Origin of the sequence: Pseudomonas sp. o96-267 (assembly GCF_003935465.1) — a bacterium.
GTDB classification, from domain to species: Bacteria; Pseudomonadota; Gammaproteobacteria; order Pseudomonadales; family Pseudomonadaceae; genus Aquipseudomonas; species Aquipseudomonas sediminis.
This window is the reverse complement of sequence record NZ_RHQP01000007.1, coordinates 24,649-39,117: the sequence shown is the minus strand read 5'-3', so window position 1 is coordinate 39,117 and position 14,469 is coordinate 24,649. Positions and strand designations below refer to the sequence as shown.

The following is a 14,469-nucleotide window of genomic DNA, read 5'->3' as shown; positions in this document are numbered from 1 at the left end:
AGACCTGGGGAACCGCTTCATGAGCCTGGCCTCTGTACGCGCCTTCTTCGCCGCCAAGGCGCCCGACATCGCGATCATCGAACTGCAGTCCAGCACCGCCACCGTGGCGCTGGCTGCCGAGGCGCATGGCGTATCGCCGGGACAGATCGCCAAGACCCTGGCCTTTCGCATCGCCGAACGCGACGTGCTGATCGTCGCCCGTGGCGACGCACGCATCGACAACCGCAAGATGAAGGAATGCTTCGGCGCCAAGTCGCGCATGCTCGATGCGCAAACGGTGATCGAGCTGACCAGCCACCCGGTGGGCGGCGTCTGCCCATTCGGCCTGGCTACACCGCTCAGTGTCTACTGCGACCGCTCGTTGCTGGCCTTCGATGAAGTCCTACCGGCGGCCGGCGCCACCCACAGCGCCGTACGCATCGCTCCGCAGCGCATGGCCGAACTGGTCGATGCCGAATGGATCGACGTGTGCCAGGAAGTGGAAACGGAAACCTGCTGAACGACGCCAGCAACGCCCCCCCCATAGGCTGCGCCAGCGCCTTCTCCGCACCGAGTTACAGCCCGCCGCTGATGCCCAGGCTCACGCCCAGCGCAGTGGCCAGTGACAGGGGCAGCAACAAGGTATCGAGCAGCGCACTGCCCGGCAGATCAAGCCTGGGATAGCTCGGCGCTTCGGCGCCGAAACGGTCCAGCGGGCAGCACCCGCCATTGATCGTGTACCAATCCAGCCGTGTGCCGGCGTAGACCACCGGCGCACCTGACTTGGCCGCGTCCAGCGTGCGCACGGTGGCACAGCCGCTCAGATTCAGCGCCAGCAACAGGGTGAGCGTTACAGACCGTCTCATCCGCGTTCGGTCCTTATTTCCACCAGCTTGCCATCGAGAAAACGCAGGTAGCGATAGACGCCATTGCGAGGCCCATACACCCATTGCTCGACTGTCACGCCGCCACCCTGCGGACTGCTGGGTGGTGTCACCTCACGCTGATCGGGTTCACCGCATTTGCGCAGTACCTCGACGCTACGCTCGCCCTCGTAAACCAGGGCGGTACCGCAGCGCATGGAGGCCTCTGCAACCGGCAGCAACGACAACGTGAAGACGCTTCCCAACACACAGCGACTCGCAATGGACATCAGCACTCTCCTTAGTCATCTGATACCAAATGATGCTCGCCCCAGCGCGGCAGCATGTCCTGGGGGATATTCAGGCAATTGAGGATGCGCGCCACGACGAAATCCACCAGATCATCCAGCGTTTGCGGCTGGTGATAGAACCCCGGTGATGCCGGCAGGATGGTCACACCCAGATTCGACAGCTTGAGCATGTTCTCCAGATGGATGCTCGAATACGGCGCCTCACGCGGCACCAGGATCAGCTGGCGGCGCTCCTTCAGCGCCACATCGGCGGCGCGCTCGATCAGGTTGTTGCAGGCACCGGCAGCGATGGCCGACAAGGTGCCGGTGCTGCACGGCACCACCACCATGGCAGTGGGCGCGCCGGAGCCGGAGGCGGCCGGGGCCATCCAGTCCTCCTTGCCGTAGACGCGGATCTGCCCTGGCGCCGCACCGGTGTACTCGGTCAGGAACTGGGCCATGGACTGCGGCTTGGCCGGTAGCGCCACGTCGGTCTCGGTGGCCATCACCAACTGCGCAGCCTTGGAGATCAGGAAGTGCACTTCGCGCTCTTCCTGCACCAGGCAGTCGAGCAGGCGCAGGCCGTATTGCGCGCCCGAGGCGCCGGTCATGGCCAGGGTTATTCTCTCAGGGCCAGACATTTATCCCTCCAGAGCTGCTGCCAGCTTGCCGTGCAAACCGCCGAAGCCACCGTTGCTCATGACCACCACTTGGGTACCGGGGCGCGCCAGGGCCTTCACACCATCGATGATCGACTCCAGCGAGTCGCACACCCGCGTCGGGTTGCGCGCCTGCGCCACGGTGGCGGCCAGGTCCCAGCCAAGATTCGGCGGCGCGTACCAGAACACCGCATCGGCCTGTTCGGCGGACTCGGCCAGGCCGTCACGATGGGCGCCGAGTTTCATCGAATTGGAGCGCGGCTCGATCACCGCGATCACCTGAGTATCGTCACCAACACGCTTGCGCAGGCCATCGAGTGTGGTCGCGATGGCCGTGGGGTGATGGGCGAAGTCGTCGAAAATGGTCACTCCGCCTACCTCGGCGACTTTCTCCATACGCCGCTTGGCATTGATGAACTGGCCCAGTGCCTCGATGCCCAGCGCCGGCACCACGCCGACATGGCGCGCTGCAGCGAGTACGGCCAGGGCGTTGGCGACGTTGTGTTGGCCGGTCAGGTTCCACTCCACGGTACCCTCGACCTTGCCGTCGAAGCTCACCTCAAAGCGCGAGCCATCCGCACTGAGCAAACGTGCCTGCCACTGGCCGCCTTCGCCGGTGGTCTGCACGGGCGTCCAGCAGCCCATCTCGATCACCCGCGCCAGCGCGGTTTCGCTGGCCGGGTGGATGACCAGGCCTTCGCTGGGAATGATCCGTACCAGATGGTGGAACTGCCGCTCGATAGCCGCCAGATCCGGGAAGATGTCAGCGTGATCGAATTCCAGGTTATTGAGGATCGCCGTGCGCGGGCGGTAGTGGACGAACTTGCTGCGCTTGTCGAAGAAGGCGCTGTCGTACTCGTCGGCCTCGACCACGAAGAACGGCGTATCGCCCAGGCGCGCGGAAATCCCGAAATTTTGCGGCACGCCGCCAATCAGAAAGCCCGGCGCCATGCCTGCGTGCTCCAGCACCCAGGCCAGCATGCTCGAACTGCTGGTCTTGCCATGGGTGCCGGCCACCGCCATCACCCAGCGCCCCTGCAGCACGTGATCAGCCAGCCACTGCGGGCCGGACACATAAGGCAGACCCTTGTTCAGCACGTATTCCACCGCCGGGTTGCCACGGCTCATGGCATTACCCACCACCACCAGATCGGGCGCCGGCTGCAGGTGCGCCGGATCAAAGCCCTGCATCAGCTCGATGCCCTGAGCCTCCAGCTGAGTGCTCATGGGCGGGTAAACATTGGCATCGGACCCAGTGACGCGATGGCCGAGCTCCTTGGCCAGCACCGCGAGCGAGCCCATGAAGGTGCCGCAGATGCCGAGAATATGAATGTGCATGGATGTCCTCTGAACACGCCCTACTCGTAGGGCTTAAAGCGATGGCGGCAGGTTAGCACAGCGCCCGCCAGGCGGCTGCTGCGCCCAGTTCAGACAGATGCACCAATACCAAGTTGCTCGGCCTCGGGAAAATCAAACGCTTGCTTGGATTGCGCTTTCAACTGGCTTTGAGGCAGCATCGGCTGACCCGCTGGCACAACAGCTGCATCGCCACTGCTGCCCCACCATAGAGAAAAGCCGAGGCCCACCATGCGCATCGTCCAAGCCACCCTGGAGCACCTGGACCTGTTGACCCCGCTGTTCGTCAAATACCGCGAGTTCTACAACGAGCTGCCCTACCCCGAGTCGTCACGCAAGTTCCTCGAGAAGCGCCTGCGCCGCAAGGAATCGGTGATTTATCTGGCTCTGGCCGACGACGAAGACAAGCTGCTCGGCTTCTGCCAGCTCTATCCCAGCTACTCCTCTCTGTCGCTCAAGCGCGTGTGGATTCTCAACGACATCTATGTCGCCGAGGATGCTCGCCGCCAACTGGTAGCCGACCGCCTGCTGCACACCGCCAAGCAGATGGCCAAGGAAACCAACGCCGTGCGTATGCGCGTGGCCACCAGCCGCGACAACGAGGTGGCGCAGAAGGTCTACGAGTCCATCGGTTTCGTCGAGGACGAGCAGTTCAAGAACTACGTACTACCGATCAACTCCGATTGATCGACTCGCAGGTGTAGCGTCTGCCCGTCAGCCGCCGAGGCTGAGCAGCAGCCCCAATAGCAATGGCAACGTGACCAGACCCAACGCAGCCAGGCGTGCCGGCTGCATTGGCACGCGCCGCATCGCTTGACTGCGACGCGCCTGCAAGGGCTGCTGCAATGCCAGCTGAAACTCCGACAGCGCCTCGAAACGTGCCTGTGGCTGCGGCGCCAGGGCGCGGGCCAGCACGCCATCCCAGCCTTGCGGGACATGCACGGTAAAGGTCGCCAAGGGCACATAACAGTGTTCAGGCCTGACGTCGCCGCGCGCCGCCTCTGGCCATTGCCCCGACATCAGCCAGTAGATCAGCGCCGCCAGGGCGAACTGATCGGCACGACCATCCAGTGCTCGCCCGCTGCGCAGTTCCGGCGCCAGCGGTACAGCCTGTTCAGGCAAAGACTGACGCGCCACACCGGGCAGGATCGCAGCTGCACCAGGCAGAAACAGCACGCGCCCGTCATCACCGAGCAGGATCTGCCTCGGGCTCAACCAAAGCCCCTGCATGCCACGGCGCTGCAGCGAACGCACGGCGGCGATCAGTTGCGTCACTATCCCTATCAGCGTCTGCGTATCCGGCGCCCCATGAGCAGCCACCCAATCGAACAGGTTGCGCATGCCGCGAGGCGGTTTGGCCAGCACCAGGTATGCGTGGCTGCGCGCCTGATGCGGCGACAGTACCTGCGGCAACGCCTGCTGCGTACTGCGTCGCAGAGCCCACTCGTGCTGCCAGAAGGCTTCGCCTGCCTCGTCTTCGGCGAACCAGAGCACGGCTTCCCGCCCGGATTCATCACGCCCGAGATATACCCGTCCAGGCGGACCATAAGGACATTGGCGCAACAGCGTCCAGCCATCGAGCTGCTGGCCGCAGGCGATCTGCATCAGCGCCGGACACGCCACAGCGGACGGTGCCGGCGCCAGACACTGGGTTTCCCCCAGACGCAGCAGAACTGCAGCGCCGGGAGCCTGCAACAGCGGCTTCAGCCGCTCGCCCAAGCTACCCTCCGCCTGGATACATAGCCCTTGCAGATCACTCACATCGAGTAGCGGTTGCGGCGCCAGCAACAGATGCTCGCCGCGGCTCGGCAACAGACTGTGCTGAACCAACGCCAACTCGGCCTGAGCACCGAGAGCCTGCCCCTCACGCCCTGCCAGGACTTGCAAGACACCTTTGTGCGCACGCGCCAGACCGACACTACCCGCCTGCAGAAACTGCAACTCATCGCCCTGCATCAGCAACACACCGGCATGCAAGTCGGCGGCGCCCCGTCCGGCCTGCTGCCGCCTGAACAGCTGTAGGTTCAGCGCGGCCAGCACCTGTCGCGCCGCCTGGGTTTCACTCCAGCCCTCAGGCGTACAGCGAAAATCGGCGAACAGGGCGTCCAGATGACGCTCCAGGCTTTGCACCACATCGGGGCAGTGGCGCGCCCAAAGCAGCACGACCAGCAGCAACGGCGGACGCTGCTGGCGACCGGCCAGCCACATCGCCCGAGCCCGCGCGGCCTGGTGCGGCAAGTCCAGCCCGGTGCCTCTCGCCAGCTTGATTCCCGGATGTTCCAGCAGTTGTAGCGCCATGCTCAGCCCTCCTGCTGCAGCGAAGCTGCAAGAGGCGTTGCAGCCTTTATGCCGACTTGTAGCGAGCGCTTGGCGCCCTTATGGTGGCCGGGTCCTCCCAACGAGCCCGCATGCATGTGGTCCTTCAAGGCCTGGCGCCGCCGTCGCACCCTCGAAAACAACCCTGTCGATCCCGCACACTGGGCCGAAGTACGCAGACGCCTGCCGATCCTCGATGGCCTCGACGAGCGTGAAGAGCAGCAATTACGCGAACGCGCCGTGCTGTTTCTGCATGACAAGCACCTGACCGCCCTGCCGGGCCTGCAGCTCGGCCCGGTCGAGTACCTGCTGCTAGCAGCCCAGGCGCAATTGCCGCTACTGCACCTGGGCGATCTGGACTGGTACCGGGGGTTTCACGAAATCGTCCTATACCCGGATGACTTCGTGAGCCCGCAGCGCCACCGCGACGCCAGCGGTATCGAACACGAATGGGACGACGCGCGCAGCGGCGAGGCCTGGCAACAAGGCCCGGTGATCCTCGCCTGGCCGGGCGTCGAAAGCAGCGGCGGCTGGGAAGGCTACAACCTGGTGATCCACGAACTGGCGCACAAGCTGGACATGCTCGAAGGCGGTGCCAATGGCCTGCCACCGCTGCACCGCGATATGCGCGTACAGGACTGGGCCAACGCCATGCAGAGCGCCTATGACGCGCTGAACGCCGAGTTGGACGCCAATCCCGAGGCCGAAACGGCTATCGACCCCTACGCCGCCGAAGACCCCGCCGAGTTCTTCGCGGTCACCAGCGAATACTTCTTCAGCGCACCGGACCTGCTGGCTGAAGCCTTTCCCGAGGTCTACCGGCAGCTGGCGCAGTTCTACCGCCAGGACAGCCTGGCGCGATTGCGACGGCTGCAAGCGGAACACCCCGACTACAGGACGGTCGAAAACGCGACCAATGGCTGAGTAGGCCGCCGTAGTAACGCATTGCGAATACGCCTATAATGCGCCCCACTTTTTTGGCCCTCCCTGGGAGTTTCCCCCATGAGCTACAGCAAGATCCCGGCTGGTAAAGACCTGCCGAACGACATCTACGTTGCCATCGAAATCCCGGCCAACCACGCGCCGATCAAATACGAAATCGACCACGACACCGATTGCCTGATGGTCGATCGCTTCATGGCCACCCCGATGTTCTACCCGGCCAACTACGGTTTCATCCCGCACACCCTGGCTGACGACGGCGACCCCCTCGACGTGCTGGTCGTGACCCCTTATCCGGTAGCGCCGGGTTCGGTGATCCGCGCTCGTCCGGTCGGCGTACTGCACATGAGCGACGAAGCCGGCGGCGACGCCAAGCTGGTTGCCGTTCCGCACGACAAACTGACCGTTCTGTACAAAGACGTTCAGGAATACACCGACCTGCCCGCGCTGCTGATCGAGCAGATCAAGCACTTCTTCGAGAACTACAAGGATCTGGAGAAGGGCAAGTGGGTCAAGGTAGAAGGCTGGGGCGGCGCTGAAGAAGCCCGCGGCCTGATCAACAAGGCAGTCGCGGCTTACCAAAAATAAGCCCTGACCACCTCCTAAAAGCCGGCCACAAGCCGGCTTTTTTATTGCCTTTCACCAGGCAACCTGTACAAATTCGTTACACCCAGGCAAAACGGCAATGTGCCGGTATGCTGTAGTTGATGGGTAAATTGATCAGCCAAGGCACGTGGATATGATGAACCTGACCGTACGCAATCGAATCATCGTCAGCTTCCTGCTGATCATCGCCATTCTGTTCCTGCTGGCCGGCGTCTCCTACATGCGCCTGGTCAAGATCGAGAACGAGGCCAATGGCATCCGCAACGAGTCGATCCCGGGCCTGTATTACCCGAGCAAGGCACAAGACCTCTGGTCCCGTCACATGCTTGGCACTCGCCGCTTGCTGTTGCGCGCCGTCGATGAAGACGTTGCCACCCTGCTGGACAACTACCGCGACCAATTCGCCACGCAGATGCAGGCGCTCGACGAGGAGTTCGGCCGCTACCAGAGTGCCACGGCAGACGAGCAGGAGCTGGCGCTGGCCGAACAGTTCCGTCAGGTGCAGCACCAGTATCTGAACCGGCACGGACAATTGCTCGACAGCCTGCCGAGCCTTGCACCCAAACAGGCTCGCCAATTCAGCGCCGAACGCGTGTTTCCCGAGTGGGAAAAAGGTGAAAGCCTACTGAGCGAGCTGATCGAAATGAATCGCGGCCAGGCCGATGCCGCCGCGCGTGAGATTCGCAGCGCAGTGCGGATCATGGAGGCGGGGTTGCTGATCGCCATCCTGCTGGCCATCCTCGTCTCCGCCGTCTGCGGCTGGCTGCTGATGAGCGCCATCACCACCCCCGTGAACCGCATCGTCAGCATCCTCAAATCCCTGGAAAGCGGCGACCTGTCGGCGAAACTCGACATGCACCGCCGCGACGAATTCAACGCCATCGAGCTGGGCTTCAACAGCATGGTCGGCGAGCTCAAGAACCTGGTCGGCAACGCCCAGCGCTCTGCAGTGCAGATGACCACCTCGGTCACCGAGATCGCCGCCACCTCGCGTCAGCAGCAGGCCACGGCCACCGAAACCGCTGCCACCACCACTGAAATAGGCGCAACTTCACGGGAGATCGCGGCCACTTCGCGCGATCTGGTCCGCACCATGGGTGAAGTCTCCGACAACGCCGAGCAGACCTCGATTCTCGCCGGCACCGGCCAGTTGGGCCTGGCCCGCATGGAAGAGATCATGCACCAGGTGATGGGCGCGGCCGATGTGGTCAACGGCAAGCTGTCGATCCTCAACGAGAAGGCCGGCAACATCACCCAGGTGGTCACCACCATCGTCAAGGTGGCCGACCAGACCAACCTGCTGTCGCTCAACGCCGCCATCGAGGCGGAAAAGGCCGGCGAGTACGGCAAGGGTTTTGCCGTAGTGGCCGTGGAAGTGCGTCGCCTGGCCGACCAGACCGCCGTGGCCACCTACGACATCGAGCAGATGGTGCGCGAGATCCAGTCCGCTGTATCGGCCGGCGTGATGGGCATGGATAAGTTCTCCGAAGAGGTGCGCCGCGGCATCGGCGAGATGGCGCAGATGGGTGACCAGCTCAGCCAGATCATTCAGCAGGTGCAGGCCCTGGCGCCGCGTATCCAGATGGTCAACGAAGGCATGCAGGCGCAGTCCACCGGCGCCGAACAGATCAACCAGGCATTGGTGCAGCTCGGTGAAGCCAGCAGCCAGACCGTCGATTCGCTGCGTCAGGCTGGCGCCGCCATCGATGAACTCAACCAGGTGGCCAACAACCTGCGCGTTGGCGTCAGCCGCTTCAAGGTCTGAACATGCCAGCCCCCAGCAAAGCAGCAGCGGGTGAACTGCACCTGCAGTTCACGCTCGGTGATGATCGCTACGCCCTTCCCGCCAGTCAGGTGGTCGAAGTGCTGCCGCTACGCCGTCTGAAACAGGTGCCCGAAGCGCCGCTGTGGGTAGCCGGGTTGTTCGAGCATCGCGGTCGAGTGACCCCAGTGATCGATCTCAGCCATCGCGTGCTGGGGCGCGCCGCCCAATCCCGCAGCAGCACACGCGTGGTGCTGGTGCGCTTCGACCTGCAGTTGGGTGAGCAGTCGCCAGTGCTAGGGCTGATTCTGGAGCAGGCCACCGACACCCTGCGCCTGCCCAGGGAGGCGTTCAAGGCCAGCGGCCTGGAAGCGGGCCAGGCGGACTACCTGGGGCCGCTGCAGCGTGATGCCCGTGGCATGATCCAGCGCATCGAGGTCGCCGGGTTGCTCGACGACGAGGTACGCGCCCTGCTGTTCCAACCTGCGGACCAGGGCTGACGGCATGATCGAGCATATCGAGCGCCTGCTGAAAAGCCGTATCGGCCTGGAAGCCGAATCGGTCGGCCGCACGGTGATCGAACGCGCCGTGCGCCAACGCATGAGCGCCCTCGGCCAGCAGAACCTGGAAGGCTACTGGACCACCCTTGGCGGCTCGACGCGCGAACAGCAGGCGCTGGTGGAAGCAGTGGTGGTGCCGGAAACCTGGTTCTTCCGCTACCCGGAGTCGTTCAATGCGCTGGCCAGCTTGGCTCAGGAGCGTCATGCGCAGTTGCATGGCGGCCGGCCGCTGCGCCTGATCAGCCTGCCAAGCTCCAGCGGTGAAGAGCCCTACTCCATCGCCATGACCCTGCTCGATGCCGGTTTTTCCGCCGAGCAGTTCCAGATCGACGCGCTGGACGTCAGCGACAAGGTGCTGGAGCAGGCTCGCAAGGGCCTCTACGGGCGCAACTCGTTCCGCGGTGATGCCCTGACCTTTCGTGATCGTTTCTTTCACGAGCAGGACGCCGGAAGTTTTCTCCTCGACGAACGGGTGCGCACGTGCGTCAGGCTGCGCACCGGTAACCTGCTCGATCCCAGCCTGTTCGCTGGCGAGCCCAGCTACGACTTCATCTTCTGCCGCAACCTGCTGATCTACTTCGACCGCCCAACCCAGGTGCGCGTGCTGGAGCTGCTCAAGCGCCAACTGCAAGAAGGCGGCACGCTGTTCATCGGCCCGGCCGAGGCCAGCCTGGCCAGCCAGAACGGTTTGCAGGCGCTGGGTCGGCAGCAGACCTTCGCCTTTCGCTTGGCCCCGGCCCAGACGCCCATCAGCGCAGCGCCACGAGCGCCTGCCCCGCGTACGCGCCTGGCGGTGGTTACAGTACCGCGCCCTGTCCCGCCAAGCCGACCACGACCGCTGGGTAGAACACTCAGCGCAGCGGTGCCGGCAACGGTCGTAACGGATACCTGGGCCGACGTCGCCAGCCTGGCCAACGCCGGCCGCACCGACGAGGCGCGCCAGCGCACTGAGCAGCACTTGCAGCAGAACGGCCCCAGCGCTACAGCCTATTACTGGCTGGGCCTGCTCTGCGACGCGGCAGGCCAGGGCGATCAGGCCTGCGCCTACTACCGCAAGGCGATCTATCTCGAACCACAGCACCGCGAGGCGCTCACTCATCTGGCCGCACACCTGGAAGCGCAAGGCGACCAGAGCGGCGCCCAGCGCCTGTATCGACGAGCGCAGAACCCCGGGGTAGGCGAAGGTGACTGATCAGGACCTGCTATACAGCCAACCCGCCGTCGACGACTGCTGGAATCGCATCGGCGTTTTTGGCGACAAGAGTTGCCCGCAGCTGGAGCGGCATATCCATTGCCGCAACTGCGAGGTTTACGGCGCGGCGGCCATCGCCCTGCTCGACCGTTACGGCAGCACGCTGGAGCGTGGCGATGACGACTACGGCCAGGGCGAAACTCAAGAGGCGCAGGGCGAACAGCGCTCGCTGCTGATTTTCCGCCTTGGCGAGCAATGGCTGGCCATCGCCACGCGCTGCCTGGCCGAGGTCATGCCGGTGTCGCCGATTCACGTGCTGCCGCACCGCAACAGCCGTGGCCTGCTAGGTGTAACCAACGTGCGCGGCACCCTGGTCGCCTGCTTGTCGCTGGCCGAGCTGCTCGACCTCGACACGCAGCAGGATGCGCGCCGCAGCGAACGCCGGGTGATACCGCGCATGCTGATTCTGGAAAGCGGCAGTGGCCCGCTAGTGATACCGGTGGATGAAGTCAGCGGCATCCAGCGAATCCCAGTGGCGCGCATCAGTAGCACCAAACACGACGACAAGCGCGCCATCAGCCGCTTCACCGCCGGCGTCCTGCAATGGCAGGAACAGAGCATTACCCTGCTCGACGACGAACAATTGCTGCAAACCATGATCGGGAGCCTCGCGTGACACCGGACCAGATGAGGGATGCATCGCTACTCGACCTGTTCCGGCTGGAGGCCGAGGCACAGAAGCAGGTGCTCGATACCGGCCTGCTGATTCTCGAGCGTGACCCGACCAACGCCAGCCAGCTGGAAGCCTGCATGCGCGCCGCGCACTCGCTCAAGGGTGCAGCGCGCATCGTCGGCCTGGACAATGGCGTGCAGGTCGCCCACGCCATGGAAGACTTGCTGGTCGCCGCCCAGGAAGGCCTGCTGCGCCTGCTGCCCGACCACATCGACGCCCTGCTGCAAGGTTCCGACCTGCTCCTGCGCATCGGCCAGGCGCAACAGGACGCCGAGCTGGAAGCGCGGGTGGAAACCGTCACCACGCGCCTGCAGGTGCTGCTTGGCAACGCCGTGCCGGCGCTGCGCGTGCAGCCAGGTGAAAGCGCCGCGTTTGTCGCCGAAACGGCAGCCCCCAACAAACCCGAACCACTCCCGACAACTGCGCCACAAGCAGCCGAGCCGGTCGCCGACGAACGCATCAGTCGGGTATTGCGGGTGTCGGCCGAACGCTTCGATCACCTGATCGACCTGTCCGGTAAATCGCTGGTGGAGTTCCAGCGCACCAAGCCGCTGAACGATTCGCTGCATCGCCTCAAGCGCCAGCAGGAGTCGGCACGACGTACCCTGGAGAGCCTGCGCGAGCACCTGCTCGGCACGGACCTGGACGCCTCCGCCCATGCGCTGTTCGCCGAGAGCCGCAACCTGCTGATCGAATGCCAGCAACAGCTGCAAGCCCATCAGGAACTGTTCGACGACTTCGTCTGGTACGGCGGGCAACGCACGCAGCAACTCTACGACCTGGCCCTGGCTTCACGCATGCGTCCCTTCGCCGACGTGCTCACCGGGCAGACACGTATGCTGCGTGACCTGGGCCGCTCGCTGGGCAAGCAGGTGCGCCTGGAAATCGAGGGAGAAAACACCCAGGTCGACCGCGACGTACTGGAGCGCCTGGAAGCCCCCCTGACGCACCTGCTGCGCAACGCTGTCGATCACGGCATCGAGCCGCCGGCGCTACGCGCTCGCAAGGGCAAGCCGGAAGAAGGTGTGGTGCAACTGCGCGCGCGTCATCACGCCGGCATGCTGGTACTGGAGGTCAGCGACGACGGCGCTGGCATCGACCTCGAGCGCGTTGCCCAGGCGGTGATCAAACGCCGTTTCGCCACCGCCGAGCAGGTCGAGCAGATGACCGAGGAAGAGCTGCTGGCCTTCCTCTTCCTGCCCGGTTTCAGCATGAGCCAGCAGGTCACCGAAGTCTCCGGGCGCGGTGTCGGCCTCGACGTGGTGCAACACGAGATTCGCCGCATGCGCGGCAACGTGCGGCTGCTGCAGAACCCCGACCAGGGCTGCCTGTTCCACCTCGAACTGCCATTGACGCTCTCGGTGGTGCGCGCCCTGGTAGTGACCATCGGCGGCGAGGCCTATGCCTTCCCGCTGGCACAGATCGAACGCATGCTGCGCCTGCCACGCAGCGCCATCGTCCAGCTCGAGGGGCGCCAGCACTTCTGGCTGGAAGACGAGCACGTCGGCCTGATCTCCGCCGCACAGCTGCTGCAATGCAATGAGAAACAGGGCGATGATGACAGCATCCCCATCGTGCTGATTCGCGACCGCGAGCAATACCACGGTCTGGCGGTCGAAGCCTTCCTCGGCGAGTTCACCCTGGTGCTGATGCCCCTCGATGGACGCCTGGGCAAGGTGCGCGACGTCGCGGCCGGCGCACTGCTGCACGACGGCACGCCGGTGCTGATCCTCGACGTCGACGACCTGCTCAACTCGGTGAGTAAATTGCTTGGCACCGGTCACCTGGAGCGTGTCGACCATGCCAGCCATGCGCGCCAGACTGTCAGCAAGCGCGTGCTGGTGGTGGATGACTCGCTCACCGTGCGCGAACTGGAGCGCAAACTGCTGCTCAGCCGCGGTTATCAGGTATCGGTCGCCGTCGACGGCATGGATGGCTGGAACGCCCTGCGTGCCGAGACCTTCGACCTGCTGATCACCGATATCGACATGCCGCGCATGGACGGTATCGAGCTGGTCACCCTGGTGCGCCAGGACCCACGCCTGCGCTCGCTGCCAGTGATGGTGGTGTCGTACAAGGATCGCGAGGAAGATCGCCGCCGCGGCCTGGAGGCCGGCGCCGATTATTACCTGGCCAAGGCCAGCTTCCACGACGAAGCGCTGCTGGATGCCGTACAAACCCTGATCGGTGAGGCCCGCGAATGAGGATCGCCATTGCCAACGACATGCCCCTGGCGGGCGAAGCCCTGCGCCGTGCGCTGGCGGCAGAACCCGAATACCAGTTGATCTGGGTCGCCGGCAACGGCGAGGAAGCAGTCAGCCGCTGCCGCGACGACCTACCCGACCTGCTGCTGATGGACATGCTCATGCCCGGCATGGACGGCGTGGAAGCGACCCGACGGATCATGCACGACACCCCCTGCGCCATTCTCATCGTCACCTCGGATGTCGAGCGCAACATGTCACGGGTGTTCGACGCCATGGGCGCCGGTGCGCTGGATGTGGTTGCCGCGCCGTCGCTTGGCCCGCAGCAGGTGCTCGACGCCGCGACCGTGCGGCGCAAGATCCACAACATCGCCTGGATGATCGGCCACAAGACCTCGCGCTCGGTCAAACCGCCCCCCATGCGCAGCACTGAAGGCCGCAGCAAGAGCCTGGTGGCCATCGGTGCATCGGCGGGCGGCCCAGCCTCGCTGGTGGAGCTGCTGCGGCAGATCCCGGCGGATTTTCCTGCCAGCATCGTGCTGGTGCAGCATGTCGACGAAGTCTTCGCCGCCGGCATGGCCCAGTGGCTCGGCAGTGAATCGCACATACCCGTGCGCCTGGCGCGGGAAGGCGAAGGGTTGCAACCGGCGACCGTGCTGCTGGCCGGCACCAACAACCACCTCTACCTGGCGCCCGAGGGGCGCCTGGTCTATCGACGCGAACCTGCCGATCAGGTCTACCGGCCCTCTATCGATGTATTCTTCGAAAGTGTGGCCACCTACTGGCGAGGTGATGCTATCGGCGTGTTGCTGACGGGCATGGGCAGCGATGGTGCCAGGGGCCTGAAGCTGATGCGCGAACGCGGCTTTCATACCATCGCCCAGGACCAGGCCAGCAGCGCCGTCTACGGCATGCCCAAGGCCGCCGTGGCACTAGGCGCCGCAGCAGAAGTGCTAGCCCTGGACAGAATTCCCACGCGCCTGATCGAGCGCCTGGGCTAAAAACGC

General features: G+C 64.5%; 16 protein-coding genes. 10 read left to right on the top strand and 6 right to left on the bottom strand.

Going from position 1 to position 14,469, the window contains the following annotated elements; all coding sequences use genetic code 11:
• The first annotated feature begins 19 nt into the window (after positions 1-19).
• Positions 20-499: a YbaK/EbsC family protein gene (locus EGJ86_RS06295; RefSeq protein WP_079785262.1), complete on the top strand. Its 480-nt coding sequence runs from the start codon at positions 20-22 to the stop codon at positions 497-499.
• A gap of 55 nt (positions 500-554) precedes the next feature.
• On the opposite strand, the gene EGJ86_RS06290 is transcribed toward EGJ86_RS06295, so the two are convergent.
• The 5 genes from EGJ86_RS06290 to EGJ86_RS24955 form a co-directional block, all read right to left on the bottom strand.
• The gene (locus EGJ86_RS06290) at positions 555-845 is read right to left on the bottom strand and encodes a YceK/YidQ family lipoprotein (protein ID WP_125834455.1); all 291 of its coding nucleotides are present in this window, start codon (positions 843-845) and stop codon (positions 555-557) included.
• Complete coding sequence (locus EGJ86_RS06285) at positions 842-1,132, bottom strand: DUF2845 domain-containing protein (RefSeq protein ID WP_125834454.1); 291 nt, start codon at positions 1,130-1,132, stop codon at positions 842-844. Before EGJ86_RS06285 ends, EGJ86_RS06290 begins: the two co-directional genes overlap by 4 nt.
• Positions 1,133-1,143: 11 nt before the next feature.
• Positions 1,144-1,773, bottom strand: a complete 630-nt coding sequence (ubiX, locus tag EGJ86_RS06280; protein WP_064494985.1) for a flavin prenyltransferase UbiX — start codon at positions 1,771-1,773, stop codon at positions 1,144-1,146.
• Complete coding sequence (mpl, locus tag EGJ86_RS06275; protein WP_125834453.1) at positions 1,774-3,129, bottom strand: UDP-N-acetylmuramate:L-alanyl-gamma-D-glutamyl-meso-diaminopimelate ligase; 1,356 nt, start codon at positions 3,127-3,129, stop codon at positions 1,774-1,776.
• Positions 3,130-3,218: 89 nt separating this feature from the next.
• Positions 3,219-3,380, bottom strand: a complete 162-nt coding sequence (locus EGJ86_RS24955) for a hypothetical protein (RefSeq protein ID WP_158620894.1) — start codon at positions 3,378-3,380, stop codon at positions 3,219-3,221.
• On the opposite strand from EGJ86_RS24955, the gene EGJ86_RS06270 reads away from it, so the two are divergent.
• The gene (locus tag EGJ86_RS06270; RefSeq protein ID WP_036998299.1) at positions 3,379-3,834 is read left to right on the top strand and encodes a GNAT family N-acetyltransferase; all 456 of its coding nucleotides are present in this window, start codon (positions 3,379-3,381) and stop codon (positions 3,832-3,834) included. The two genes, EGJ86_RS24955 and EGJ86_RS06270, sit on opposite strands and share 2 nt — an antisense overlap.
• A gap of 27 nt (positions 3,835-3,861) precedes the next feature.
• Here the strand turns inward: EGJ86_RS06270 and EGJ86_RS06265 are convergent, their stop codons facing one another.
• Positions 3,862-5,445, bottom strand: a complete 1,584-nt coding sequence (locus tag EGJ86_RS06265) for a protein kinase (protein ID WP_125834452.1) — start codon at positions 5,443-5,445, stop codon at positions 3,862-3,864.
• A 114-nt stretch (positions 5,446-5,559) separates the two neighbouring features.
• On the opposite strand from EGJ86_RS06265, the gene EGJ86_RS06260 reads away from it, so the two are divergent.
• The 8 genes from EGJ86_RS06260 to EGJ86_RS06225 all read left to right on the top strand — a co-directional run bounded on the left by EGJ86_RS06260 (position 5,560) and on the right by EGJ86_RS06225 (position 14,463).
• On the top strand, positions 5,560-6,387 hold the full coding sequence (locus tag EGJ86_RS06260) for a zinc-dependent peptidase (RefSeq protein WP_125834451.1): 828 nt from the start codon (positions 5,560-5,562) through the stop codon (positions 6,385-6,387).
• A 78-nt stretch (positions 6,388-6,465) separates the two neighbouring features.
• The gene (gene ppa / locus EGJ86_RS06255; protein ID WP_013717208.1) at positions 6,466-6,993 is read left to right on the top strand and encodes an inorganic diphosphatase; all 528 of its coding nucleotides are present in this window, start codon (positions 6,466-6,468) and stop codon (positions 6,991-6,993) included.
• Between the two features lie 151 nt (positions 6,994-7,144).
• On the top strand, positions 7,145-8,776 hold the full coding sequence (locus tag EGJ86_RS06250; protein ID WP_177432782.1) for a methyl-accepting chemotaxis protein: 1,632 nt from the start codon (positions 7,145-7,147) through the stop codon (positions 8,774-8,776).
• A gap of 2 nt (positions 8,777-8,778) precedes the next feature.
• Positions 8,779-9,273 carry a chemotaxis protein CheW gene (locus EGJ86_RS06245; RefSeq protein ID WP_125834450.1) on the top strand — a complete coding sequence of 165 codons (495 nt, stop codon included), beginning with the start codon at positions 8,779-8,781 and terminating at the stop codon, positions 9,271-9,273.
• Between the two features lie 4 nt (positions 9,274-9,277).
• Positions 9,278-10,525: a CheR family methyltransferase gene (locus EGJ86_RS06240; RefSeq protein WP_125834449.1), complete on the top strand. Its 1,248-nt coding sequence runs from the start codon at positions 9,278-9,280 to the stop codon at positions 10,523-10,525.
• The gene (locus EGJ86_RS06235; RefSeq protein WP_125834448.1) at positions 10,518-11,201 is read left to right on the top strand and encodes a chemotaxis protein CheW; all 684 of its coding nucleotides are present in this window, start codon (positions 10,518-10,520) and stop codon (positions 11,199-11,201) included. The genes EGJ86_RS06240 and EGJ86_RS06235 overlap by 8 nt, the downstream gene beginning before the upstream one ends.
• A complete protein-coding gene (locus tag EGJ86_RS06230; protein ID WP_125834447.1) occupies positions 11,198-13,462 on the top strand; it encodes a hybrid sensor histidine kinase/response regulator in 2,265 nt (754 codons plus the stop codon). Before EGJ86_RS06235 ends, EGJ86_RS06230 begins: the two co-directional genes overlap by 4 nt.
• On the top strand, positions 13,459-14,463 hold the full coding sequence (locus tag EGJ86_RS06225; protein WP_125834446.1) for a chemotaxis response regulator protein-glutamate methylesterase: 1,005 nt from the start codon (positions 13,459-13,461) through the stop codon (positions 14,461-14,463). The genes EGJ86_RS06230 and EGJ86_RS06225 overlap by 4 nt, the downstream gene beginning before the upstream one ends.
• Positions 14,464-14,469 lie beyond the last annotated feature (6 nt).

Coding starts and splice junctions, on each gene's coding strand:
- EGJ86_RS06295 (WP_079785262.1), top strand. CDS start 20: ATGAGCCTGGCCTCTGTACGCGCCTTCTTCGCCGCCAAGGCGCCCGAC.
- EGJ86_RS06290 (WP_125834455.1), bottom strand. CDS start 845: ATGAGACGGTCTGTAACGCTCACCCTGTTGCTGGCGCTGAATCTGAGC.
- EGJ86_RS06285 (WP_125834454.1), bottom strand. CDS start 1,132: ATGTCCATTGCGAGTCGCTGTGTGTTGGGAAGCGTCTTCACGTTGTCG.
- ubiX (WP_064494985.1), bottom strand. CDS start 1,773: ATGTCTGGCCCTGAGAGAATAACCCTGGCCATGACCGGCGCCTCGGGC.
- mpl (WP_125834453.1), bottom strand. CDS start 3,129: ATGCACATTCATATTCTCGGCATCTGCGGCACCTTCATGGGCTCGCTC.
- EGJ86_RS06270 (WP_036998299.1), top strand. CDS start 3,379: ATGCGCATCGTCCAAGCCACCCTGGAGCACCTGGACCTGTTGACCCCG.
- EGJ86_RS24955 (WP_158620894.1), bottom strand. CDS start 3,380: ATGGTGGGCCTCGGCTTTTCTCTATGGTGGGGCAGCAGTGGCGATGCA.
- EGJ86_RS06265 (WP_125834452.1), bottom strand. CDS start 5,445: ATGGCGCTACAACTGCTGGAACATCCGGGAATCAAGCTGGCGAGAGGC.
- EGJ86_RS06260 (WP_125834451.1), top strand. CDS start 5,560: ATGTGGTCCTTCAAGGCCTGGCGCCGCCGTCGCACCCTCGAAAACAAC.
- ppa (WP_013717208.1), top strand. CDS start 6,466: ATGAGCTACAGCAAGATCCCGGCTGGTAAAGACCTGCCGAACGACATC.
- EGJ86_RS06250 (WP_177432782.1), top strand. CDS start 7,145: ATGATGAACCTGACCGTACGCAATCGAATCATCGTCAGCTTCCTGCTG.
- EGJ86_RS06245 (WP_125834450.1), top strand. CDS start 8,779: ATGCCAGCCCCCAGCAAAGCAGCAGCGGGTGAACTGCACCTGCAGTTC.
- EGJ86_RS06240 (WP_125834449.1), top strand. CDS start 9,278: ATGATCGAGCATATCGAGCGCCTGCTGAAAAGCCGTATCGGCCTGGAA.
- EGJ86_RS06225 (WP_125834446.1), top strand. CDS start 13,459: ATGAGGATCGCCATTGCCAACGACATGCCCCTGGCGGGCGAAGCCCTG.